Here is a 22,672-nt window from a genome sequence, read left to right on the forward strand (position 1 = left end):
ACTATCGAATATCCGGGAACAAGCGCGCGAATCTGTCGCAACTCGTTCAACTCGCCGCGCTCCGGGCGAGCTTAGTCCGCTCGCATCACGCTGGAGTCATATTCGGCAACCCTCTGCGAGCGCCCGCCGAGGGGCCTACACTCTGCTCCATTTGCACGCGTGGCGACCGCACAACCGCGTGGAGTCACCGCGAGGGGCCTTTTCGGCCACGGTGTCCCGCAGGTGGGGTACGCCGGACGTGGGTACGGCAGTGGCCCCCGCCGGTTCACCCGACGGGGGCCACTGGAACGCTCCGTACGTCAGCCGACGGAGCCCTGCTGTCAGCCGACCGAGCTGTACGCCACCACTCCGCGCAGGAGTTGGTCCACTGCCTTGCGGGCGTTCTTCCCGACCGTGCTGTTCTCGCGCGGCGCCGCCGCCGAGATCTGCCCGAGCACGTCGATGACCTGCTTGCACCAGCGCACGAAGTCACCGGCCGGCATCTCGGCCTCGCGCAGGACCTCGTCGAGGCCCTTGTCGCTCGCCCACATGTACGCCGCCCAGGCGAAGCCGAGGTCGGGCTCGCGCTGGCCGACGCCCTCCGCCTGGTTGATCCTGAACTCCTCCTCCAGGGCGTCGAGGCGGCCCCAGATGCGCACCATCTCGCCCAGCGCCGCCTTGGCCTTGCCGGAGGGCAGCTTCGGCGCGAGCGCGTCGTCGCTGACCCGGGCCTCGTACACCAACGCGGAGACGCACGCGGCCAGTTCGGCGGGCGACAGGCCCTCCCACACGCCCGCGCGCAGGCATTCGCTCGCCAGCAGGTCCAACTCGCCGTACAGCCGGGCGAGGCGCCTGCCGTGCTCGGTGACGTCGTCGCCGCGCAGATAGTCGAGCTCGGTGAGCAGCGCGACGATGCGGTCGAAGGTGCGGGCGATGGTGTTCGTGCGCCCCTCGATGCGGCGCTCCAGCTGCGAGGTGTCGCGCAGCAGCCGGTGATAGCGCTCGGCCCAGCGGGCGTGGTCCTCGCGCTCGTCGCAGCCGTGGCACGGGTGGGCCCGCAACTCGGCGCGCAGGCGGGCGATCTCGCGGTCGTCGGCGGCCGCGGCACGGCCCTTGCGATGCCGCTCGGGCACGAGGTGCCCGGCCTTGGTGCGCAGCGCGGAGGCGAGGTCGCGGCGTGACTGCGGGGAGCGCGCGTTGAACGACTTCGGGATGCGCATCCGCTCGACGGCCTCGACGGGCACCGGGAAGTCCATCGACGCGAGCCGCTTGACCTGCCGCTCGGCGGTGAGCACCAGCGGGCGCGGGCCGTCCTGGTGCTCGAAGCCGCGGTGCCCGTTGGCGCGGCCCGCGGGCAGCCCGGGGTCGAGCACGAGCGCGAGGCCCGCGTACTTGCCGGTGGGCACGTGGATCACGTCGCCCGGCTTGAGCTTCTCCAGGGCGGCCGCGGCGGCGACCCTGCGCTGCACGGCGCCCTGCTTGGCGAGCTCGGTCTCGCGGTCCTTGAGCTCGCGGCGCAGCCGCGCGTACTCCTCGAAGTCCCCCAAGTGGCAGGTCATGGAGGCCTTGTAGCCCTCCAGGCCCTCTTCGTTCTTCTGCACCTGCCGGGAGATCCCGACGACCGACTTGTCGGCCTGGAACTGCGCGAAGGACGTCTCCAGGAGCTCGCGCGAGCGGTGCCTGCCGAACTGCTCGACCAGGTTCACCGCCATGTTGTACGACGGCTTGAAGCTGGAGCGCAGCGGATAGGTGCGGGTGCCCGCGAGGCCCGCCAGGTGCTCGGGGCTCATGGCGCGCTGCCACAGCACGACCGCGTGGCCCTCGATGTCGATGCCTCGGCGGCCCGCGCGGCCGGTGAGCTGGGTGTACTCGCCGGGGGTGATGTCGGCGTGCTGTTCGCCGTTCCACTTCACGAGCTTTTCCAGGACCACGCTGCGCGCGGGCATGTTGATGCCGAGCGCCAGTGTCTCGGTGGCGAACACGGCCTTCACCAGGCCGTGCAGGAACAGCTCCTCCACGACCTCCTTGAAGGTCGGCAGCATGCCCGCGTGGTGGGCGGCGATGCCGCGCTCCAGGCCCTCCAGCCACTCGTAGTAGCCGAGGACATGGAGGTCCTCGTTCGGGATGGAGGCCGTGCGCTCCTCGACGATCTCGCGCACGCGCAGGCGCGCCTCGTCGTCGTTCAGACGCAATCCCGCGTACAGACACTGCTGGACGGCGGACTCGCAGCCGGCGCGGCTGAAGATGAACGTGATGGCGGGCAGGAGCCCTTCGGCATTGAGCCGCTCGATGACTTCGGGGCGGCCCGGCGTCCAGATCCGCGAGCGCGATCTGCGCTCCCGCTCGCGGTCGGCCTCGCGGACCATCTTGCCCTTGCGGCGGTCGCGCGGGTTGTACGAACGGCTGGCCTCCAGGCGCGCCATCCGCGTCAGGTCGGGGTTGACCGTCTTGCGCCGGCCCTCGCCCTCCTCGAACAGGTCGTACATCCGGCGGCCCGCGAGCACGTGCTGGAACAGCGGCACGGGGCGGTGCTCGGAGACGATCACCTCGGTGTCACCGCGGACCGTGTCGAGCCAGTCCCCGAACTCCTCCGCGTTCGACACCGTGGCCGAGAGCGAGACGAGGGTGACCGACTCCGGGAGGTGAATGATCACTTCCTCCCATACGGCGCCGCGGAAGCGGTCCGAGAGGTAGTGCACCTCGTCCATCACCACATGGCCGAGGCCGAGCAGCGACTGGGAGCCCGCGTACAGCATGTTCCTGAGGACCTCGGTGGTCATCACGACGACCGGTGCCTCGGAGTTGACGCTGTTGTCGCCGGTGAGCAGGCCCACCCGGTCCGCGCCGTAGCGCTTGGCCAGGTCGGCGTATTTCTGGTTGGAGAGCGCCTTGATCGGTGTGGTGTAGAAACACTTCTTGCCCTGCTGGAGGGCGAGGTGCACGGCGAACTCGCCGACGATCGTCTTGCCCGAGCCCGTGGGGGCGGCCACGAGCACACCCTTGCCGGACTCGAGCGCCTGGCACGCCTCGATCTGGAAGGGGTCGAGGCCGAATTCGTACATCTCGCGGAAGTCCGCGAGCGCGGTGGCCTGCTCGGCAGCACGCTGACGCGCTGCCGCATACCGCTCGGCCGGTGAGAGGTCCTCTGTCATCGTGCTTTCGAGCCTACCGGCCACCACTGACAACGGACGATCATTATCGGGACCGCCAGGAATCCGCAGGTGACGGGCGTGCCGGGTGGTGGTGCGCGTGGTGGTGCGCCGCCCCGGCGCGAGCCCGGGGGCCGCGTCAGGGCCCGAGGATCCGCACCGCCCCCGGCACACACAGGGCCGTCAGCGGCAGCTCCCCAAGCCGTTCGCCGTCCGCGTAGCCGGTGGTCCCCGGCGCCGCGATCTCCACCTTCGCGGCCCGGTGCACGGTGACCTTGGGGTGGTCCAGGTGCGTGCCCTTGTAGACCCGCGGAAAGACCTTGAGCAGCGTGGTCCGGCTGCAGTCGCCGACCACGGTGACGTCGAAGAGCCCGTCGCTCATGTCGGCCCCGGCACAGATCTTCATGCCGCCGCCGTACGAGGGCCCGTTGCCGATCGCGACGAGCGTCGCCTCGACCTCGCGCGCCTGGCCGTCGTCGAGGGTGATGCGGTACGGAACGGGCTTGAACGCGGCCAGTTCCGCGAGCATCGCGAGGTCGTACTTGATCCGTCCGCTGGGCCAGCGCATGCGGTTGCCGCGGTCGTTGACCCGCGAGTCGAATCCGGAGGCGAGCACCGTCCCGAACCAGGTGGCGCCGACCTGCCCGAGGTCGACGTCGCGTATCCGCTCCTCCTTCAGCGCGGCGGCGACGACGGCTCCCGCGGCGGCGGGTTCCCGCACGGGCAGGCCGAGGGCCCGCGCGAAGTCGTTGCCGGTGCCCACGGCGATCACGCCGAGCGGGGTGCGGGTCCCGGCGACGGCCTGCAGGGCGAGGCTCGCCATGCCGTCGCCGCCGACGGCGATCAGCGCCCCGGTGCCGCCGTCGACCGCGGCCCTGGCCCGGCGCAGCGCGTCCCCGGCGTCCTCGCCGATGACGGTGCGTACGGAGAATCCGGCGGCGCGCAGGGCGGCGGCGGCCGGCTGCGCGGCGTGCGCGCCGCGGCCGCGGCCCGCGGTGGGATTGACGAAGAGGGTGATCTCGCTGGTCACGGGCGGACCCTACAAGGCGGTGCGCCGCGGCAACCAGTCGCGGGCCCGGTCCGGGCCCGCGCGGTGGGGTGGCTCAGGTGACGTCGTCGTACCCGTTGTACCGGGACGTGCGGGCCTCGGAGCCGCTGCCGTTGGTCTGTTCCGGGAGCGCCTTGGACGCGGGGACCGGTTCGATCCCGCCGACCGGATCGGGGGTGAGGTCAAGGTCGGAGGCCTCGTCGTCGTCGAGTTCGGCGTCCGGGTCCGCGCGGTGGCGGCGCTTGTCGTTCAGGATCGAGAAGCCGACGGCGAGGAAGTAGAGGACGACGATGGGTCCGGCGAGCGCCAGCATGCCGACGGGGTCGGTCGTGGGCGTCGCGACCGCGCCGAAGACGAAGACGCCCATCACGACGCCGCGCCACCAGTGGAGCATGCGGCGTCCGGTGACCATGCCCGTCATGTTCAGCATCACGAGCAGCAGCGGCAGTTCGAAGGAGGCGCCGAAGACGAGGACCATCCGGACGCTGAAGTCGAGGATCTTGTCCATCGGCAGGATGTTCTCGGAGCCCTCGGGCGTGATGCCGAGGAGCACCCGGATGCTGATGGGCATGATCTCGTACGCGAGCCAGGCACCGCCGAAGAACAGCGGCACGGCGGCACCCACGAAGGCGTAGGTGTACTTGCGCTCGTGCTTGTGCAGTCCGGGCGCGACGAAGGCCCAGAGCTGGTAGAGCCAGACCGGGCTGGCCACGATGATGCCGACCATGAGGGACACCTTCACCGTGGTGGTGAAGGGCGAGAGCAGGTCCATGTACGCGACCTGGGCGCACACGCCACCTGTGGTGGACTGCCCCTCCTTGCAGCGCGGGACGGGGTCCGCGAGGAACTTCATCAGCTCCTCGCTGTAGAACGCGGCGACGATCGAGACGATCGCGATCGCCAGCATTCCCTTCGCGAGCCGGTTGCGGAGCTCACGCAGATGGTCCGCGAGCGGCATCCGCCCCTCGGGGTCCCTCTCCTTCTTGCGGGCAGACTTGAGCAACCCACGTCCTCATCTCGTGCGGCAGGCCGGCCGTCGCAACCGGCCTTGGATCAGCGCTTAGTCGTCTGGTCGGTCGGCTCGGTGACGGGACGGGAGCTGGTCACGTCGCCGGGCGCGGCCTGGATGGTGCGCTGCTGCGGAGCGGACTGGTCGGCGGGCGCGGGCGGGTCGGCGGGCGCCTCCTCGTCCTTCTTGCCGTCCGACTTCATCGCCTTGGCCTCGCTCTTGAGGATCCGAGCCGACTTGCCGAGGGACCGGGCCATGTCCGGCAGCTTCTTCGCACCGAAGAGCAGGACCAGGATGACGAGGATCAGGATGATCTCGGTGGGGCCGAGCCTACCCATAGCTGTCTACCTTCTTCACCGAGGCGTCAGATTTCGGGACCGGCTGTCGGACAGTCGTCCGATCACCGGGCTTGGCAGCGATCGTAACCCCCTGGAGTAAACGCAGGGCAATCCCCGTGCATACTCCCAGTTGCGGCCCGCGCCTCACATTTCGGGCCGCTTCAGCAGCGTACCCGCCTGATATGGGGAGTTGACAGGCCGCGTCGTGCCGCGCGCCGCGAGCGGTCGGACGTCATCGCCCCGCACCGACCGGAAGGCGCCGCTCAGCCGAGGTCCTGGCCCGCGCGCGCGACCCCCGCCGCGGCCTTCTCCAGATCCTCGGCGGCGCGGTTGATCTGCCGTGTGGTCTCGGTCACTTGAACGCCGAGCCGCTGGGCCTCCACGAAGACCTTGATCGCGAACACACTCAGGACGGCGAGGCCGAAGAACCCCGCGCCCACCGCCAGCATCGCCCAGAACATGTGCCGAGCCTAGACGGTCGAGTGCAGCCGCAGCGTCCGCACCCCGCCCCCGGTGAGGAGCTCGACGATGCGCTCGCCGGCGGGCTTGCGCACGGAGTTGCCGCACTCCGGGCAGGTGAAGGAGTAGAAGGTGGTGCGCCGGCTAGCGCCGATGGCCAGGCGCAGCGCCCCCGCGGACAGTTCGAAACGGGCGCGGCACTCGGGGCAGGCGGCCTTGAAGAGGACCGCGGCCACTGAATGGGGCGAAAGAGGCATCAGTGACATACTGGGCAATTCTCCTCGGCTCTGCGGCTCTGCTCTCAGCTCCGCGGTTCTGCTCTGCTCGGCTCAGCTCTGCGGTTCTGTTCCGCTCAGCCCTGCGGTTCTGCTCCGCCGTCGTACGCCGCCAGCGCCTCGCGGGCCGCGCTGCGGGCGCTGTCCGCCAGGTCCTGGGGCGAGACGATGTGGCCCTCGCGGCCCAGGCGCAGCGCGAGGCGGCGCAGGGAGGCCGGGTCGGGGGTGCGCAGCGTGATGCGCAGGCCGCCCTCGGGGAGCTCTTCCGCGCTGTCGTGGGGGTAGTACTCGGCGACCCAGCGGCCGCCGGGGCCCACCTCCACCACGACCTCGGGGTCCTCGGCGGCGGGCTGCACCAGGCTCTCGGAGAGGTCCCGCAGCTCCATCTCGGGCGGCGCGGACGGCTCGTCCAGGATCTTGATCTCGGCGACCCGGTCGAGCCGGAAGGTGCGGCGCGCCTCGGAGCGGCGGCACCACGCCTCCACGTAGGTGTGGCCGACGCTGACGAGCCGGATCGGGTCGATCTCGCGCTCGCTGAGCTGGTCGCGGGCCGGGGAGTAGTAACGGATCCAGAGTCTGCGCCGCTCGGAGATGGCGCGGTCCACGTCGGCGAAGACGCCGCCCTCGGACTCGAAGGTGACCGAGAGCCGGGAGCTTGCCCCGGCCGCCTCGCCCGCGGCCTCCTCCAGCTTCGCCGTGGCGCGCAGCAGCGCGAGCCGGTCGCTCTCGCGCAGCCCCGGCAGCGTGGAGACCGCGCGGGCGGCCACGAGCAGCGCCGTGGCCTCGTCCGCGGCGAGTCTGAGCGGCTCGGCGACATCGTCGGGGTTGTGCCACCAGATGCGGTCGCCGTCCGTGTCGATGTCGAGGAGATCACCCCCGCGGAAGCTGGTCCCGCACAGCGGCAGCACGTCCAGGTCGGAGATCAGCTCGTCCTGGGTGATGCCGAAGGCCCGTGCGACGTCACCGACGCGGGCGCCGGGGCGCTCACGCAGATAGGTCACCAGGGACAGCATCCGCCTGGTCTGGTCGATGGCGTTCGTGGCCATTGCTCGCTTCCCCTCAGCCCTTGGCCACGGCGCGCAGCCGGTCCACGACGTCGGCCCGCAGCTCGGCGGGCTCCAGGACCACCACGTCGGGCCCGAACTCCACCAGCCAGGCGTCGAGCCCGTGCCCGTACGGAATCTCCAACTCGTCCCAGCCCTCGCCGAGTTCCCGCGAGCCCACGGCCTTCGCTCGCAGCGGATATCCGGCACCCTTGCGCAGCCGGATCAGGGCGGTGCGGTCCGCGCTCTCCCCGGCCCAGCTCGCCACGGTCTCGCGGACGGTGACCACGTCGGGCACGTCGGCCCGGAACTTGCCCGCGCGCGAGCGGACCTTGCCGGTGATGCGGGAGAGCCGGAAGACGCGCTCGGCCTCCCGGTCGCGGTCCCAGCCCGCCAGGTACCAGTGACCGCGCCAGCACTCCAGGGCCCACGGCTCGACATGACGCGGCTCGGGGCGCGCGGCGGTGGCCTTGCGGTAGTCGAAGACGACGGAGCGCCGGTCGCGGCAGGCGAGCATCAGGGGCTCGAACGAGGCCTCGTGCACGGGGATGCGCGGCTCCAGGGCGCCGTGCGCCTCGTACGGGTCGACGTCCTCGGGCAGTCCGGCGGCGCGCAGCTTCTGCAGTGCGCCGCTCGCGGCGCCCGCGAGCCGGGCCTGCTGCCACACCTTCGCGGCGAGGCCGAGCGCGGCGGCCTCCTCGGCGTCCAGCGTGATGGGCGGCAGCCGGTTGCTGTCGCGGCGGGCGAGATAGCCCACCTCGCCGTCCAGGTTCTCCACCGTCTCGATGACCAGGCCGAGTTCGCGCAGGTCGTCCTTGTCGCGCTCGAACATCCGGTTGAAGGAGTCCTCGGACCCGCTCGACGCCCCGGAGAGCGCGGACCGGCCCGGCCCGAAGGCCGCTCCAGGACCCGGCCCGAACGCCTCGACGTAGGCCTCGATGGACTCGCGCAGCTCGCGCTTGCTGAGCGGCCGCCTCGTCCCGAGCAGACACAGCGCCAGATTCATCAGCCGCTCGGCCTTGGCAATGGCCATCGACGCCCTTTCTCTCTCCCGATCGACGACCGTACCGCTACGGCGTGTCGTGGCAAAAGCCGAGGGCCCATGCCGCGGTTGGCACGGGCCCTCGACGGACACTTCCGGTCGGACGTGGACACGTCCGGGAGTGGCTCAGGGGTGACTCAGACCGCGACCAGGTCGCAGACGAAGATCAGCGTCTCGCCCGGGGCGATGCGGCCGCCGCCGGCGCCACGGTCGCCGTACGCCAGGTGGGCCGGGATGGTCAGCTCGCGACGGCCGCCGACCTTCATGCCCTGCACGCCCTGGTCCCAGCCGGAAATGACCTGGCCGGCGCCGAGCTGGAACTCCAGCGGATTGCCGCGGTTCCAGGACGCGTCGAACTCCTCGCCGGTCGAGAAGGCCACGCCCACGTAGTGGACCTTGACGAAGTCGCCCGCCTTGGCGACGGCGCCCTCGCCCTCCCAGATGTCCTTGATCTGCAGCTCGGCGGGGGGCTCACCGACGGGGAAGTCGACCTCGGGCTTGTCGATGCTCACGAATAACTCCTGCTCATGTACGTAATGGGCAACCGGGACAGTCTCGCATCCGTCCCGCGGGGGTCACATCTTGGCGAGGATGTCCACGGAGAAGACCAGCGTGGAGTCCTTCTTGATGGGGCTGCCCTGCGGCGGCTTGTCCGCGTACCCCTCCTTCGGGGGTACGACGACCAGCACGCGGCTGCCGACCTTCTTGCCCTTCAGGCCCTCGCGCCAGCCGGGGATGACCTGCGCAAGCGCGAACTGCGCGAGCTGCTTCCTCTTGTACGAGGAGTCGAACTCCTTGCCGTCGGCCCACAGCACGCCCTCGTACTGGCAGAGGAGGGTGTCGGCCTCCTTGACCTCGTCGCCGTCGCCCTCGATGACGTAGCTCGACTCGACCTTGGTCGGGGCGTCCGTCTTCGGGATGGTGATCTTGGGGGCCTTGCCGTCGGTGTTCGTACCGATCTTCGGCAGGTCCTTGTTGTCCTGCGCGACGTCCTTGCCCTTGGCGGAGCTGTTCGGGCCGTAGGTGTTCACGATGTCGACGACGAACACGAGGGTGTCCGTGCCCTTGATGCCCGCCTGCTTGTTGCCCTGCTTGCCGTAGCCCAGCTCCGGCGGGATGGCCAGCTCGACGCGGCTGTCGACCTTCTTGCCGACCAGACCCTGGTCCCAGCCCGGGATGACCTGGCCGACGCCGATCGGGAAGATCGTCGGCGCCTTGCGGTCGTACGAATTGTCGAAGACCTTGGCCGTGTTCCAGATCTGACCGAGATAGTGGGCCTGGAGATAGTCCCCCTTGGCGACCTCGACGCCCTTGCCCGCGATGAGCGTCTTCACGGCGAGGTCGGACGACGGCTTGCCGGAGCCCTTGGCGACCGTGGGCTTCTCGCCGAACTTGGTGCCCTTGGTCACGTCGGGCACAGGTCCGTCGACGATCTTCGCCTTCGGCGGCGCCGAATTGGAAGGGGACGGGCTGTCCTTGGACTTGGCCTTGTCGGACTTGTCGTCGTCGCCGCATCCGGCCAGGGTCAGCAGGCCGGCCGGAACGGCCAGGAGAAGTGAGCGTCGGCGCACGGTGGGGGCCTCGTATCGATCGATCTTGTGGGTTGGCGTGCGCGCAACTCTACGCAGTGAGAAGGGCGCCGTACGAGGAACGTACGGCGCCCCGCGTTGCGTTCCCACAACGCCCCGGCGTCTCACTGGCCACAAACCGCCCTGTCACCGACCACGGGCCGGTCGCACGGCGGCCGACCGCGGCTCACATTCCGGCGATCAGCTTCTCCACCCGGTCGTCGACGGAGCGGAACGGGTCCTTGCACAACACCGTGCGCTGCGCCTGGTCGTTCAGCTTCAGGTGGACCCAGTCCACCGTGAAGTCCCGGCGCTGCTCCTGAGCACGGCGGATGAAGTCGCCGCGCAGCCGCGCGCGGGTGGTCTGCGGCGGCACCGACTTGCCCTCGAAGATCTTCAAGTCGTTGCAGATGCGGGCGGCTTGGCCCTTCCTCTCCAGGAGGTAGTACAACCCGCGGCGGCGGTGGATGTCGTGGTACGCGAGGTCTATCTGCGCGACCCTCGGGTGCGACATCGTCATATTGTTCTTGGCCCGATACCGCTCGATGAGCTTGTACTTCATCACCCAGTCGATCTCGGTGCCGATGCGGTCCAGGTCCTCGCTCTCGATCGAGTCGAGCGTGCGCCCCCAGAGCTCGAGGACCTGCTCGACCGTGCCCGTGCGGATGCCGCGGCGCTCGACGAAGTCGACCGCCTTCTCGTAGTACTCCCGCTGCACCTCGAGGGCGGAGGCCTCCCGGCCGCTGGCCAGGCGGACCTTGCGGCGGCCCGTGATGTCGTGGCTGACCTCGCGGATGGCCCGGATCGGGTTCTCCAGCGTCAGGTCCCGCATCACCGTGCCCGCTTCGATCATCCGCAGCACGAGATCGGTCGCGCCGACCTTCAGGAGCATGGTCGTCTCGGACATGTTCGAGTCGCCGACGATCACATGCAGTCGGCGATAGCGCTCTGCGTCCGCGTGCGGTTCGTCACGCGTATTGATGATCGGCCTTGAGCGTGTCGTCGCCGACGACACACCCTCCCAGATGTGCTCCGCGCGCTGGCTCACGCAGTACACCGCGCCGCGCGGGGTCTGCAGCACCTTGCCGGCACCGCACAGCAACTGCCGTGTGACGAGGAACGGAATGAGGATGTCCGCGAGACGCGAGAACTCTCCGTGCCGGGCCACGAGATAGTTCTCGTGGCAACCATAGGAGTTTCCCGCCGAGTCGGTGTTGTTCTTGAAGAGATAGACGTCGCCCGCGATTCCCTCCTCGTGCAGGCGGCGTTCGGCGTCGACGAGCAGGCCTTCCAGAATGCGCTCGCCGGCCTTGTCGTGGGTCACCAGCTCGGTCACGTTGTCACACTCGGGTGTCGCGTATTCCGGGTGTGAACCCACGTCGAGATACAGGCGGGCGCCGTTCCGCAGAAAGACGTTGCTGCTGCGGCCCCATGACACAACACGGCGGAAGAGGTAGCGCGCCACTTCGTCAGGCGACAGACGGCGCTGTCCCCTGAACGTGCACGTGACGCCGTACTCGTTCTCCAGCCCGAAAATGCGGCGGTCCATGACTGAACATTACGCCCGATGCCCCGCACTGAAACCGGGTTCGGCGGCACCGTTTCGATCAGTTTCCGATGAACCCTCAACAGTCCCGCCCGCAGGCCCGGTACCGAACGCCCGCCGCGTGCACACGAGCACCACCAGCGCCGCGGCCCCCGCGAGCCCCGGAACGGCGAACGCCCACTGCGTCCCGCCCCACTCGACCACCGGCCCGCCCGCCGCCGTCCCCACGGACGTGCCCACCGTGAAGGTGGTCACCAGCCACGAGAACGCCTCCGTCACCGTGCCCCGGGGCGCGTGCCGGTCCACCACGATGAACGCGCACGCGAGCGCCGGCGCGAGGAACACACCCGCGAGCGCCGTCAGCGCCACCATCCCCACCGCGCCCGGCGTCATCACCAACGGCACATAACAGAGCGCGAGCAGCGCGACGAGCACCACAAGACGCCGCTCCGGTACGCCACTCCACTGCCGCGCCCCATAGACCGAGCCGCCGAGCAGCGCCCCGAGCCCCAGGCCCGCCATCATCCACCCGTACACCGCGTCACCGCCGTGCCCGTCCGCGTACGACACACCCGCCACCGTGATGGCGCCAAGGGCCGTACCGACGAACAGGAACGCCCCGAGCAGCGCGAGCAGCCCCGGCGAGCGCAGCGCGCCGAGCCAGTGCGCCTCGCGCGGCGCGGAGCGCCACGCGCGCGAGGGCCGCGACACCACCACAGAGAGCGCGCCGAGCACACCGATCAGGTTCACCACGAGCAGCGCGGCGCTCGCCGACCACAGCGACACCAACCCCGTGACGAGCAACGGCCCCACGGTGAACATGACTTCCTGCGCCACCGCGTCCATCGCGTACGCCGTGTGGACCTGCCCCTCCTTGTGCAGCACGTCCGGCCACAGCGCCCGCAGGCCGCCTTCCAAGGGCGGCGTGAACAGACCGGCCACCACCATCGCGGCGTAGGCGACGGCGAGCGTGTCCGGTCCGGTGAACGCGAAGGCCGCCATGCCGAGCGCGGAGACGACCGCCGACGGCAGCATCACGCGCGGCTGGCCGTAGAGGTCCACGAGCCGCCCGAGCAGCGGCTGACCCACGGCGGTCGCCACTCCGTAGACCGCTGCCAGCGCCCCGGCCAGGCTGTACGTCCCGTCCTCCGCGCGGACGAAGAGCACGATGGCGATCGCCGCCGTGGCGTTCGGCAGCCGGCCCACCAGGGTGCCCACAAGGAGCCGCGTCGCGTACCGCGCGCGCAGGATCTCGCCGTATCCGGAAGCCATCAGTGCGCTCTCCTCGCCCCGCCCGCGCGCCGTGGCGCCTCACGTTGTACGTATAACTTAGAGGGTCATACGTACCATGTGCGCTGTCCAGCGGTCCACCGATCCTCCGATGAGCCGTCGGACGAGGCCCACGGGATCCACCGGGTCTCACCGCACACGACCACCGCCCCGGCAGCTCCCGGGGCCCACAGCGAGCAGGAGGCGTCCGTGGCCGGACCCCAGCGCGAGACCGCGGACCCCCGCCCCACCAGCCGCGACGTCGCCCGTGCCGCCGGCGTCTCGCAGGCCACCGTCTCCCTGGTCCTCGGCGACAAATGGCAGGGCCGCGTCGCCGAACGCACCGCGGAACGCGTCCGCGCCGCCGCCCGCGAGCTCGGCTACCGCCCGAACCTCGCCGCCCGCAACCTCCGCCTCGGCCGCACCCGCACCGCCCTCCTCGTCGTGCCCGCGCTCACCAACGAGTTCTTCGCCCGCGTCCACACCGGCGCCGCCCGCGTCGCCGCCCGTCACGGCTTCGGCGTCGTCCTCTACCCCGCCCCGGACGTCACCGCCCCGGCCCGCGACCCCTTCGACTCCGCCCGCGCCTCCCTGGACGGCGTCCTGGCGTCCTCCATGGCCTCCGAAGCCCTCGCGACCATCCGCGGCGACGAACTCCCCCTCGTCATGCTCGACAGCGACCCCGCCCACAGCCTCGGCGCCGCCACCGTCAACCTCGACATCGCCGACGGCATGCGCCAGGCCGCGGAACACCTGCTCGCCCTCGGCCACCGCGACCTCCTGCACCTGGCCGCCGACGTCAGCTCCTGGACCTTCGACGTACGCCGCGACGCCCTCACCGCGGCGGTGGCGGGCACCGGCGCGACCGTACGCACCGCCAGGGCCGCCCTCGCCGTCGACGACGCCCGCACCGCCACGGAGGCCGCGCTCACCGCGCCGGGACCCCGGCCCACCGCCGTCATCTGCGACGACGACGTGCTCGCCGCGGGTGCCTGCAAGGCCGCGCGCCGGCTCGGCCTGCACGTGCCCGACGACCTCAGCGTCACCGGCTTCGACGACCTCACCCTCGCCACCGCCGTCGAACCCGAACTCACCACCGTCGCCCTGCCCGCCGAACGCTTCGGGGAGCAGGGCATGGACACCCTCATCGCCGTACTCGGCGGCCGCACCCCCGCACCGGAGCCGCTGCCCGTGGACCTCATCGTCCGCGGCTCCACAGCACAGAGCCCCGCGGCCCGACGCTGAACGCCGGGCCGCGGGGCCACGCACACACCGACCGGCTCCGTACGGGAGCCTGGGGCCGCGCCGGGACTACTTCTCCTTGCCGCCCTTGTCGGTCTTACCGCCCTTGTCATCCTTGTCGCCCTTGCCGGACGCACCAGAACCGGAATCCGAGCCGGAAGCGGAATCCGTGGCCGCGTCGGAACCGGCGTCCGGCTCCGCGCCGTCCGCGCCCTCCTCGGCGTCCGAGGCGCCCGCATCGCCGTCCTCACCGAGGAGGCGCTCCAACTGGCGGCCCACGATCCGCTTGAACTTCCGCTGCTGCGGCCTCGTACGGTCGAGGACCGCCACCTCCAGGCGCTCCGCGGGGATCTCCCGCTCACTGCCGTTGGTGTCCCGTGACAGCGACTGCACCGCGAGCTTCAGCGCCTCGGCGAGCGTCATGCCGTCGCGGTGGCGCTGGTCGAGATACGTGCTGATCTGCTCCGCGTTGCCGCCCACCGCGACCGAGCCGTGCTCGTCCACGATGGAACCGTCGTGCGGCAGCCGGTAGATCTGGTCGCCGTCGGGCGTCGCGCCGACCTCGGCCACGACCAACTCGACCTCGTACGGCTTCTCCGCGTTGCTGGAGAAAATCGTGCCCAGCGTCTGCGCGTACACATTCGCCAGGCCGCGGGCCGTCACATCGTCGCGGTCGTACGTGTACCCACGCAGATCCGCGTACCGCACGCCGCCAATGCGGAGGTTCTCGTACTCGTTGTACTTGCCGGCCGCGGCGAAACCGATCCGGTCATAGATCTCGCTGAACTTGTGCAGCGCACGGGACGGGTTCTCACCGACGAACACAATGCCATCGGCGTACTGCAGCACGACCAGACTGCGACCGCGGGCGATGCCCTTGCGGGCGTATTCCGCCCGGTCGGCCATGGCCTGCTGGGGTGAGACATAGAACGGCGTCGACACCGGCTATCCGTCCCTTTCTGTCAAAAATTCCACAACAACAACGGGGCACTCAGAGCAGCGCGGCGCGCGGGCCGTCGGGCTGCTCAAGACGGCGCGCCAGAATCGAGCGCGCGATCTCGGAGGACTCCTCCTCCGTCAGCCTCCGGAATCCCTCCTCGGAGATCACCGTGACAATCGGATAGATCCGCCGGGCGACATCGGGGCCGCCCGTCGCCGAGTCGTCGTCCGCGGCGTCGTACAACGCCTGCACGACGAGCGTCGTCGCCTGCTCCTCCGTCAGGTCGTCGCGGTACAGCTTCTTCATCGCTCCGCGGGCGAACACCGAGCCGGAGCCCGTCGCCGCGAAGCCGTGCTCCTCGCTGCGGCCACCCGTCACGTCGTACGAGAAGATGCGGCCCTTGGCGCGGTCCACGTCGTACCCCGCGAAGAGCGGGACGACCGCGAGGCCCTGCATCGCCATGCCCAGGTTGGAACGGATCATCGTCGACAGGCGGTTGGCCTTGCCCTCCAGGGAGAGCGTGGTCCCCTCGACCTTCTCGAAGTGCTCCAGCTCCAGCTGGAACAGCTTCACCATCTCGACGGCGAGACCCGCCGTGCCGGCGATGCCGACCGCCGAGTACTCGTCGGCGGGAAAGACCTTCTCGATGTCACGCTGCGCGATGACATTGCCCATCGTCGCCCGCCGGTCACCGGCGAGCACCACGCCGCCGGGATACGTCGTCGCCACGATCGTCGTGCCGTGCGGCGCCTCGATCACGCCCTGGGTCGGCAACTTCCGGTTCCCCGGCAGCATTTCCGGCTGATGCCCGGACAGGAAGTCCATGAAGGACGACGAACCGGGGGTCAGGAAGGCAGCCGGTAGACGCCCGGTGCTACGAGTGTTGGCTTCCACGGGTTTCCTTCCAGGTAACTGATGGCCCGACTCAAGGTGCCGGGATCATCTCCCAACTTGCCGATCGCCGAATTGCAGTTGAAGCACAGTACGCCACGGACCCTACCCGTCTCGTGACAGTGATCCACATGTGCGGGCGGGGCGTTGAGACAGATCACGCAGACTCCCATCTGCGAGGCGATCATCTCGTCACGCTCTGCTGCCGTGAGGCCGTACTGCCGCTTGAGGTGCCCCTCCCGCCCCTGGATGGCCCGGCAAGCCTTGCAGCGCGTCGACAGGCCGTCAGAGGCGGTCGCGTTGCGGTGCCACTCACTGCGGGGCTTGATCTCGTTGCATATCCGGCAGAGCTTGTGGCCAGGGGGCACATCCACCTTCTCCCTGACCGGCTTGCCGAGTGCGGCTCTGCGGCGCCGATAGTGCATGGAACTGTACTCCGCCACACACTCCCGGCATCTAGTTTGAAAACCGTCACGCCGATTCTTGTCACGGGCGAACGAAGCAGTCGGCAGTATTCGCTTGCAGCCTGCGCATTGCTTCTCGACCGAAGAATCGAACATTTCGGTCATTCTCCGCCTTTCTGCACGAAACTCCGCACGAAGTCCTCGGCATTTTCCTCGAGTACGTCGTCAATTTCGTCCAGAACGGAATCCACGTCGTCGCTCAGCTTCTCCTGGCGCTCCTTGAGGTCCTCCGAAGCCTGCGCGTCCTGCGTCTGCTCCTCGGTCTCCTCGGTGGAGCGCGTCGCCTTCTGCTGTCCGCCGCCGGTGTCCTTGGTCGCCATCTAGCTCACCCCGCTCGGTTCGACGTTTCTTGATCAGACCTTACAAGCCGGGTCTGACATCGGCCCCGCACTTCGTTCAACGTGCGGGGCCCACCTCTGTGATTCCCCGGCCGTCGGGCTTTCAGCCGCCTTTCAGCCCCCGGACAGCACCCGGACCAGATCCTCCGCCGTGCGGCACCGGTCGAGCAGCTCCTTGACGTGATTACGCGTTCCGCGTAGCGGCTCCAGGGTCGGGACGCGCTGGAGGGAGTCCCGTCCCGGCAGGTCGAAAATGACCGAATCCCACGAGGCCGCGGCGACGTCGTCGGCGTACTGCTCCAGGCAGCGGCCGCGGAAGTAGGCGCGGGTGTCCTCGGGGGGCTTGGTGCGGGCCCGCTCGACGTCGGACTCGTCGAGGAGGCGCTTCATCTTGCCGCGGGCCGCGAGGCGGTTGTAGAGGCCCTTCTCCGGGCGTACGTCCGCGTACTGGAGGTCCACGAGGTGCAGGCGCGCGGCGTCCCAGTCGAGGCCGTCGCGGCGGCGGTAGCCCTCCATGAGCTCCCGCTTGGCGACCCAGTCGAGCTCTCCGGAGAGGCTCATCGGGTTGTTCTCGAGTCGGTTGAGGACGTCTTCCCAGCGGGTGAGGACATCCTTGGTCTGGTCGTCGGCGTCCGCGCCGTACCGCTCCTCGACGTACTTGCGGGCCAGCTCGAAGTACTCCATCTGGAGCTGGACGGCGGTGAGTGTGCGACCGCTACGCAGCGTGACCAGGCGCTGGAGGGTCGGGTCGTGGGAGACCTGGTGAAGGGTGCGGACGGGCTGGTCGACGGCCAGGTCGACCGCGATGAAGCCGTCCTCGATCATGGCGAGGACGAGTGAGGTGGTGCCGAGCTTGAGGTAGGTGGAGATCTCCGAGAGGTTGGCGTCGCCGATGATCACGTGCAGGCGGCGGTACTTCTCGGCGTCGGCGTGCGGCTCGTCCCGGGTGTTGATGATGGGCCGCTTGAGTGTGGTCTCCAGGCCGACCTCGACCTCGAAGTAGTCCGCGCGCTGGCTGAGCTGGAAGCCGTGCTCGTGCCCGTCCTGGCCGATGCCGACGCGGCCGGCTCCCGTGATGACCTGGCGGGAGACGAAGAAGGGCGTGAGGTGGCGCACGATGTCCGAGAAGGGGGTCTCCCGCTTCATCAGGTAGTTCTCGTGCGTGCCGTAGGAGGCGCCCTTGTTGTCGGTGTTGTTCTTGTAGAGGTGGATCGGCTGGGCGCCGGGGAGCGCGGCGGCCCGCTCGGCGGCCTCGGCCATGATGCGCTCGCCGGCCTTGTCCCAGAGGACGGCGTCGCGCGGGTTGGTGACTTCCGGCGCGCTGTACTCGGGGTGCGCGTGGTCCACGTAGAGGCGCGCCCCGTTGGTGAGGATCACGTTGGCGAGGCCGATGTCCTCGTCCGTGAGCTGGCTGGCGTCGGCGGCCTCGCGGGCGAGGTCGAAGCCCCGTGCGTCCCGCAGGGGGTTCTCCTCCTCGAAGTCCCAGCGGGCGCGTCGCGCCCGGTGCATCGCCGCGGCGTAGGCGTTGACGATCTGGGACGAGGTGAGCATGGCATTGGCGTTGGGGTGGCCGGGGACGGAGATGCCGTACTCCGTCTCGATGCCCATTACTCGCCGTACGGTCATGCGGCCCTCCTTGCCCGGCGGCGCCCTCGGTCGGGGGCACCGCTCAAGTACCGCTGGTTCTCCGGTGCGTGTGCGGTGCCCGTCCCCGCACTGCGCGACTCGGCGGTACGGAAGAGCCTAGAACGCCTTTGCGCTGGTGGGGAGATCATTTCCTGCTTTGCTCTCGCTGGGTTGGTGACGCGGCTGCGAGGCGTCCGCGACCGGCGGAAAACAGTCGGCTGCGGGTACCCGAGGAGGGCACCCGCAGCCGCCCTGTCGCCTACAGGTACTGACCGGTGTTGGCCACCGTGTCGATGGAGCGTCCGGTGTCGGCGCCCTGCTTTCCGGTGACGAGCGTGCGGATGTATACGATCCGTTCGCCCTTCTTTCCGGAGATCCGGGCCCAGTCGTCCGGGTTGGTGGTGTTGGGCAGGTCCTCGTTCTCCTTGAACTCGTCGATGCAAGCCTGGAGGAGGTGGGAGACCCTGAGGCCCTTCTGGTTGGCCTCGAGGAAGGCCTTGATGGCCATCTTCTTGGCACGTCCGACGATGTTCTCGATCATGGCGCCGGAGTTGAAGTCCTTGAAGTAGAGGACTTCCTTGTCGCCGTTGGCGTACGTGACTTCGAGGAAGCGGTTCTCCTCGGATTCGGCGTACATCTGCTCGACGACGGACTGGATCATGGCGTGCACGGTGGCGGCCCTGTCGCTGCTGTGCTCGACGAGGTCGTCGGAGTGCAGGGGGAGGCGCTCGGTCAGATACTTGGCGAAAATGTCCTTGGCCGCCTCGGCGTCCGGGCGCTCGATCTTGATCTTCACATCGAGGCGTCCGGGCCGCAGAATGGCCGGGTCGATCATGTCCTCGCGGTTGGAGGCGCCGATGACGATGACGTTCTCCAGGCCTTCCACGCCGTCGATCTCGGCGAGCAGCTGGGGGACGATGGTGTTCTCCACGTCCGAGCTGACGCCGCTGCCGCGGGTGCGGAAGAGGGATTCCATCTCGTCGAAGAAGACGATGACGGGGGTGCCCTCGCTCGCCTTCTCACGTGCGCGCTGGAAGACCAGGCGGATGTGGCGCTCGGTCTCGCCGACGTACTTGTTGAGGAGCTCGGGGCCCTTGATGTTGAGGAAGAAGCTCTTCCCCGCGGGCTGTCCGGTGACCTCGGCGACCTTCTTGGCAAGGGAGTTGGCGACGGCCTTCGCGATCAGCGTCTTGCCGCAGCCGGGGGGGCCGTAGAGCAGGACGCCCTTGGGCGGCCGCAGTTCGTGCTCCTTGAAGAGGTCGGGGTAGAGGTAGGGGAGCTCGACCGCGTCGCGGATCATCTCGATCTGGCCGCCGAGGCCGCCGATCTTGTCGTAGCTGATGTCCGGGACCTCTTCGAGGACCAGTTCCTCTACTTCGCTCTTCGGTACGACCTCGTAGACGTAGCCGGAGCGGGGTTCGAGCAGGAGGGCGTCTCCGGGGCGGATGGTGACGTCCAGGAGCGGCTCGGCGAGCCTCACCACCCGTTCCTCGTCGGTGTGACCGACCACCAGGGCCCGTTCACCGTCCTCAAGGATCTCCTTGAGGGTGACGATGTCTCCCACGCTCTCGTACTCCATGGCCTCGACCACGTTGAGCGCTTCGTTGAGCATGACTTCCTGGCCGCGCCTGAGGTCGTCGAGTTCGACGCTCGGGCTGACGTTCACGCGGAGCTTGCGGCCGCCGGTGAAGATGTCGGCGGTGCCGTCCTCGTTCGCCGTGAGGAAGACTCCGAAGCCGGCCGGCGGCTGCGCGAGCCGGTCGACTTCCTCCTTGAGGGCCACGATCTGGTCGCGGGCCTCGCGGAGCGTGTTGGCGAGCCGTTCGTTCTGCGCGGATACGCCTGCCAGGTTGGTCTGCAGCTCGACGATCCGCTCTTCGAGAATCCTCGTATGACGCGGAGAGTCGGCGAGCTTGCGTCGCAGGACGGCGATTTCCTGCTCGAGATAGGCAACCTGGCCGGCTGGGTCCTCAGACCCTCGCCCCGGCCGGATGCCGCGGTTGATGTCGTCGTCGTGGGCTGCCACGGTCCTCACCTCCTCCAAGGGGAGCTGGACGCTTCCTGACCCTACCTGGGTGGGTGCTGATTGAAACCCCTAGATCACAAAGACGGTGGGGGTGTGTCCGATCTTCACCCTTGCGCTCTCCCTCACGCCAGGGGAATACCCACCCAACAACATCGGAAAGCCGCCGGTTGTAGGGTCGAACTGTTCAACACCCGTCAGGGCTGGCCGGACTTGCAGCAAAGTCGGCCCTGCTCGACGCAGTTTCGGCAGGAGAGATGACCGTGCAGCACGAGGCGGAGACGACCGGCGAGAGCCATGATCTGCTCGAGGTCTGGATCGATCAGGACCTGTGTACCGGCGACGGCATCTGTGCCCAGTACGCGCCCGAGGTCTTCGAGCTGGACATTGACGGCTTGGCTTACGTGAAGAGTGGTGACGACGAGCTGCTGCAGGCGCCCGGAGCGACAACGCCCGTGCCGCTGCCGCTTCTCCGCGATGTCACGGACTCCGCGAAGGAGTGCCCGGGCGACTGTATTCACGTACGTCGAGTTTCGGACAAGGTGGAGGTCTTCGGGCCCGACGCAGAGTGACTTGATTGTTTCGCTGTGTGACCAAAATGGGGTCCGTGGTTACCGTACGAAGGTATCCACGGGCCCCACTTGGTGTCTGGCGGGTGTCCGTTGCCGTCTCTCGCCGTCGCGTGGGCGGCGGGTGTGGCGCACGGGGTCTCAGACGGTGCGCGCCTTGTCGGGTGTCGAGCGGGTGAACGCGCCGTTCTGCCACCGCCACTTGGCTTCCTCGCGGAGGTCGGGGCGGTAGCGGGGCACGTCGGGCGAGGAGTAGCCGAGCAGGGTCGCGGTCACGGCGCCGCCGCGTACCGCGAGGGCGCCGACCGTGCGGCGGTCCTTGGCGTCGAGGAGGGTGGCGACGACGCGCGGCTCGCCCTCCCGGGGGCGGGTGATGACGTACACGGCGTCCGGCGGGCTGCCGGATCCCGCCTGGCAGTGCACGGCCGCGACGGTCTCGGGGCGGCCGTCGCCGTCGAGGTCGCCGGTGGCCTTCTTGGCGACGACGGCCTTCACGGGGCCACACTCGAGTGGGTACGTGACGGCGGCCGGGTCGGGGGCGGGCGCCGGGGCGCTCCTGGGCTGTGGTTCGGGGTCGTCGGTCTGGGCGGCGGTGGCGTGGTCGGGCTGCAGGAAGCCGGAGACCGCGACGACGGCGGCGAGCGCGGCGGCGGTGGCCACCCAGTGGATGGGACGGGTGGCCCACGGCCGGTCCACCGTGTGGGCCAGTTCCGGGACGGCGGGGTGCTGCACGAGGAGTGTCTCCTGTGAGGGCTGTGCCGGTGGGGTGGGGTGGCCAGCATGGTGCCACACGCCACATCGCCTGGGAACACCGGGGTCCGGTGCGGTGGCACGCGCCCAACAGGACAGCGCCGCCGCCGAGTTCCGCGGGGGTCGCGGGAACTCGGCGGCGGCGCCGGTGCGTTGTGTGTACGCCGGGCGTACCTCGGAGGGTAGCCGGGCGTGCGGGGTCAGCGCGGGTTGCCGCCGTCGGCGTTCGGGCCGGTGTAGTCCTCGCCGTAGGCGCCCTTGGCGGGGCGGCGGCGCCGCATGGGCGGCTCGACGCCGTCCGCGAGGCGGCGGGCGGTGAGGAGGAAGCCGGTGTGGCCGATCATGCGGTGGTCCGGGCGGACGGCCAGGCCCTCGATGTGCCAGTTGCGGATCATCGATTCCCAGGCGGTCGGCTCGTTGAAGCCGCCGATCTCGCGGATCGACTCGACGGTGCGGGCGAGCTGCGTGGTCGTGGCGACGTACGCGCACAGGATGCCGCCGGGCACCAGGGCCTTGGAGACGGCCTCCAGGCACTCCCAGGGGGCCAGCATGTCGAGGATGACGCGGTCGACCTCGGTGTCGGACAGGTTGTCCTGGAGGTCGCCGACGGTGAGCTGCCAGGCGGGGTGCGGACCGCCGAAGTAGCGCTCCACGTTCTGCTGGGCGATCTCGGCGAAGTCCTCGCGGCGCTCGTAGGAGTGCAGCATCCCGTGGTCGCCGATGGCGCGCAGCAGGAAGGCGCTGAGCGAGCCGGAGCCCACACCCGCTTCCACGACGCGCGCGCCGGGGAAGATGTCGGCGAAGGCCAGGATCTGCCCCGCGTCCTTGGGGTAGACCACGGCGGCGCCGCGGGGCATGGACAGGACGTAGTCGGGGAGCAGGGGACGCAGCGCGAGGTAGGCGACGTTCCCCGTGGTGCGGACAACACTGCCCTCGGGTGCGCCGATCAGCTCGTCGTGGGGGAAGGAACCCTTGTGGGTGTGGAAATTCTTCCCGGCCTCGAGCGTGAACGTGTAGTGGCGTCCCTTGGGGTCGGTGAGCTGGACCTGGTCCCCGACCTTGAAGGGCCCGCGTCGGCGGGCGGCACCGGTCGGTTCGGACATG

22 protein-coding genes are annotated in these 22,672 nt (G+C 69.6%); 2 read left to right on the top strand and 20 right to left on the bottom strand.

Annotated features, from left to right (window positions below; translation table 11 throughout):
- Nucleotides 1-320 precede the first annotated feature (320 nt).
- The 12 genes from IEY91_RS26755 to IEY91_RS26810 form a co-directional block, all read right to left on the bottom strand.
- Nucleotides 321-3,131 (bottom strand): DEAD/DEAH box helicase, encoded by a 2,811-nt coding sequence (locus IEY91_RS26755; RefSeq protein WP_189175956.1) that lies wholly within the window; start codon nucleotides 3,129-3,131, stop codon nucleotides 321-323.
- A gap of 136 nt (nucleotides 3,132-3,267) precedes the next feature.
- Nucleotides 3,268-4,158, bottom strand: coding sequence for a diacylglycerol kinase (locus tag IEY91_RS26760; protein WP_189175957.1), 891 nt, complete (start codon nucleotides 4,156-4,158; stop codon nucleotides 3,268-3,270).
- 73 nt (nucleotides 4,159-4,231) lie between these two features.
- Nucleotides 4,232-5,179 (bottom strand): twin-arginine translocase subunit TatC, encoded by a 948-nt coding sequence (gene tatC / locus IEY91_RS26765; protein WP_491585157.1) that lies wholly within the window; start codon nucleotides 5,177-5,179, stop codon nucleotides 4,232-4,234.
- Nucleotides 5,180-5,229: 50 nt separating this feature from the next.
- Nucleotides 5,230-5,523, bottom strand: coding sequence for a Sec-independent protein translocase subunit TatA (tatA, locus tag IEY91_RS26770; protein WP_164326297.1), 294 nt, complete (start codon nucleotides 5,521-5,523; stop codon nucleotides 5,230-5,232).
- Nucleotides 5,524-5,786: 263 nt separating this feature from the next.
- Nucleotides 5,787-5,984: a hypothetical protein gene (locus IEY91_RS26775; RefSeq protein WP_189175958.1), complete on the bottom strand. Its 198-nt coding sequence runs from the start codon at nucleotides 5,982-5,984 to the stop codon at nucleotides 5,787-5,789.
- Nucleotides 5,985-5,993: 9 nt separating this feature from the next.
- Nucleotides 5,994-6,239 carry a CpXC domain-containing protein gene (locus tag IEY91_RS26780; protein ID WP_229697242.1) on the bottom strand — a complete coding sequence of 82 codons (246 nt, stop codon included), beginning with the start codon at nucleotides 6,237-6,239 and terminating at the stop codon, nucleotides 5,994-5,996.
- A 95-nt stretch (nucleotides 6,240-6,334) separates the two neighbouring features.
- Nucleotides 6,335-7,303, bottom strand: coding sequence for a helix-turn-helix transcriptional regulator (locus IEY91_RS26785; RefSeq protein ID WP_189175959.1), 969 nt, complete (start codon nucleotides 7,301-7,303; stop codon nucleotides 6,335-6,337).
- Between the two features lie 13 nt (nucleotides 7,304-7,316).
- Nucleotides 7,317-8,333, bottom strand: a complete 1,017-nt coding sequence (locus tag IEY91_RS26790) for a helix-turn-helix transcriptional regulator (RefSeq protein ID WP_189175960.1) — start codon at nucleotides 8,331-8,333, stop codon at nucleotides 7,317-7,319.
- Nucleotides 8,334-8,479: 146 nt separating this feature from the next.
- Complete coding sequence (locus tag IEY91_RS26795) at nucleotides 8,480-8,854, bottom strand: FKBP-type peptidyl-prolyl cis-trans isomerase (RefSeq protein WP_164326292.1); 375 nt, start codon at nucleotides 8,852-8,854, stop codon at nucleotides 8,480-8,482.
- Between the two features lie 63 nt (nucleotides 8,855-8,917).
- Nucleotides 8,918-9,913, bottom strand: coding sequence for an FKBP-type peptidyl-prolyl cis-trans isomerase (locus IEY91_RS26800; protein ID WP_164326291.1), 996 nt, complete (start codon nucleotides 9,911-9,913; stop codon nucleotides 8,918-8,920).
- Nucleotides 9,914-10,097: 184 nt separating this feature from the next.
- Nucleotides 10,098-11,459: a Pup--protein ligase gene (gene pafA, locus IEY91_RS26805; RefSeq protein ID WP_164326290.1), complete on the bottom strand. Its 1,362-nt coding sequence runs from the start codon at nucleotides 11,457-11,459 to the stop codon at nucleotides 10,098-10,100.
- Nucleotides 11,460-11,468: 9 nt separating this feature from the next.
- The gene (locus IEY91_RS26810) at nucleotides 11,469-12,728 is read right to left on the bottom strand and encodes an MFS transporter (RefSeq protein WP_164326289.1); all 1,260 of its coding nucleotides are present in this window, start codon (nucleotides 12,726-12,728) and stop codon (nucleotides 11,469-11,471) included.
- Between the two features lie 207 nt (nucleotides 12,729-12,935).
- On the opposite strand from IEY91_RS26810, the gene IEY91_RS26815 reads away from it, so the two are divergent.
- A complete protein-coding gene (locus IEY91_RS26815) occupies nucleotides 12,936-13,970 on the top strand; it encodes a LacI family DNA-binding transcriptional regulator (protein ID WP_189175961.1) in 1,035 nt (344 codons plus the stop codon).
- A gap of 66 nt (nucleotides 13,971-14,036) precedes the next feature.
- Here IEY91_RS26815 and prcA read toward each other — a convergent pair whose 3' ends face one another.
- From prcA to arc, 6 genes are all read right to left on the bottom strand, one after another.
- Nucleotides 14,037-14,909, bottom strand: a complete 873-nt coding sequence (gene prcA, locus IEY91_RS26820; protein ID WP_164326287.1) for a proteasome subunit alpha — start codon at nucleotides 14,907-14,909, stop codon at nucleotides 14,037-14,039.
- Nucleotides 14,910-14,958: 49 nt separating this feature from the next.
- Nucleotides 14,959-15,801, bottom strand: a complete 843-nt coding sequence (prcB, locus tag IEY91_RS26825) for a proteasome subunit beta (RefSeq protein ID WP_164326286.1) — start codon at nucleotides 15,799-15,801, stop codon at nucleotides 14,959-14,961.
- The gene (locus tag IEY91_RS26830; RefSeq protein WP_189176026.1) at nucleotides 15,753-16,358 is read right to left on the bottom strand and encodes an endonuclease VII domain-containing protein; all 606 of its coding nucleotides are present in this window, start codon (nucleotides 16,356-16,358) and stop codon (nucleotides 15,753-15,755) included. Before IEY91_RS26830 ends, prcB begins: the two co-directional genes overlap by 49 nt.
- Before the next feature lie 5 nt (nucleotides 16,359-16,363).
- Nucleotides 16,364-16,582 carry a ubiquitin-like protein Pup gene (locus IEY91_RS26835; RefSeq protein WP_124267463.1) on the bottom strand — a complete coding sequence of 73 codons (219 nt, stop codon included), beginning with the start codon at nucleotides 16,580-16,582 and terminating at the stop codon, nucleotides 16,364-16,366.
- Nucleotides 16,583-16,714: 132 nt separating this feature from the next.
- Entirely contained in the window at nucleotides 16,715-18,226 is a 1,512-nt protein-coding gene (gene dop / locus IEY91_RS26840) for a depupylase/deamidase Dop (protein ID WP_352317857.1), read from the bottom strand.
- Between the two features lie 259 nt (nucleotides 18,227-18,485).
- Nucleotides 18,486-20,252, bottom strand: coding sequence for a proteasome ATPase (arc, locus tag IEY91_RS26845; RefSeq protein WP_164326285.1), 1,767 nt, complete (start codon nucleotides 20,250-20,252; stop codon nucleotides 18,486-18,488).
- 254 nt (nucleotides 20,253-20,506) lie between these two features.
- On the opposite strand from arc, the gene IEY91_RS26850 reads away from it, so the two are divergent.
- On the top strand, nucleotides 20,507-20,821 hold the full coding sequence (locus IEY91_RS26850) for a ferredoxin (RefSeq protein ID WP_164326284.1): 315 nt from the start codon (nucleotides 20,507-20,509) through the stop codon (nucleotides 20,819-20,821).
- Nucleotides 20,822-20,959: 138 nt separating this feature from the next.
- On the opposite strand, the gene IEY91_RS26855 is transcribed toward IEY91_RS26850, so the two are convergent.
- Both IEY91_RS26855 and IEY91_RS26860 read right to left on the bottom strand, forming a co-directional pair.
- Nucleotides 20,960-21,550, bottom strand: coding sequence for a hypothetical protein (locus IEY91_RS26855; protein WP_189175962.1), 591 nt, complete (start codon nucleotides 21,548-21,550; stop codon nucleotides 20,960-20,962).
- 218 nt (nucleotides 21,551-21,768) lie between these two features.
- On the bottom strand, nucleotides 21,769-22,671 hold the full coding sequence (locus IEY91_RS26860) for a tRNA (adenine-N1)-methyltransferase (protein ID WP_164326282.1): 903 nt from the start codon (nucleotides 22,669-22,671) through the stop codon (nucleotides 21,769-21,771).
- Nucleotide 22,672: the final 1 nt, after the last annotated feature.

Source organism: Streptomyces lasiicapitis (genome assembly GCF_014646335.1).
In the GTDB taxonomy this organism is placed as follows: domain Bacteria; phylum Actinomycetota; class Actinomycetes; order Streptomycetales; family Streptomycetaceae; genus Streptomyces; species Streptomyces lasiicapitis.

Bases quoted from the DNA above. Each gene is read 5' to 3' on its own strand.
- pafA (WP_164326290.1), bottom strand. From the start codon at position 11,459: ATGGACCGCCGCATTTTCGGGCTGGAGAACGAGTACGGCGTCACGTGC.
- IEY91_RS26775 (WP_189175958.1), bottom strand. From the start codon at position 5,984: ATGTTCTGGGCGATGCTGGCGGTGGGCGCGGGGTTCTTCGGCCTCGCC.
- IEY91_RS26755 (WP_189175956.1), bottom strand. From the start codon at position 3,131: ATGACAGAGGACCTCTCACCGGCCGAGCGGTATGCGGCAGCGCGTCAG.
- IEY91_RS26790 (WP_189175960.1), bottom strand. From the start codon at position 8,333: ATGGCCATTGCCAAGGCCGAGCGGCTGATGAATCTGGCGCTGTGTCTG.
- IEY91_RS26850 (WP_164326284.1), top strand. From the start codon at position 20,507: ATGACCGTGCAGCACGAGGCGGAGACGACCGGCGAGAGCCATGATCTG.
- dop (WP_352317857.1), bottom strand. From the start codon at position 18,226: ATGACCGTACGGCGAGTAATGGGCATCGAGACGGAGTACGGCATCTCC.
- IEY91_RS26830 (WP_189176026.1), bottom strand. From the start codon at position 16,358: ATGTTCGATTCTTCGGTCGAGAAGCAATGCGCAGGCTGCAAGCGAATA.
- IEY91_RS26860 (WP_164326282.1), bottom strand. From the start codon at position 22,671: ATGTCCGAACCGACCGGTGCCGCCCGCCGACGCGGGCCCTTCAAGGTC.
- IEY91_RS26835 (WP_124267463.1), bottom strand. From the start codon at position 16,582: ATGGCGACCAAGGACACCGGCGGCGGACAGCAGAAGGCGACGCGCTCC.
- tatA (WP_164326297.1), bottom strand. From the start codon at position 5,523: ATGGGTAGGCTCGGCCCCACCGAGATCATCCTGATCCTCGTCATCCTG.
- IEY91_RS26810 (WP_164326289.1), bottom strand. From the start codon at position 12,728: ATGGCTTCCGGATACGGCGAGATCCTGCGCGCGCGGTACGCGACGCGG.
- IEY91_RS26780 (WP_229697242.1), bottom strand. From the start codon at position 6,239: ATGCCTCTTTCGCCCCATTCAGTGGCCGCGGTCCTCTTCAAGGCCGCC.
- IEY91_RS26785 (WP_189175959.1), bottom strand. From the start codon at position 7,303: ATGGCCACGAACGCCATCGACCAGACCAGGCGGATGCTGTCCCTGGTG.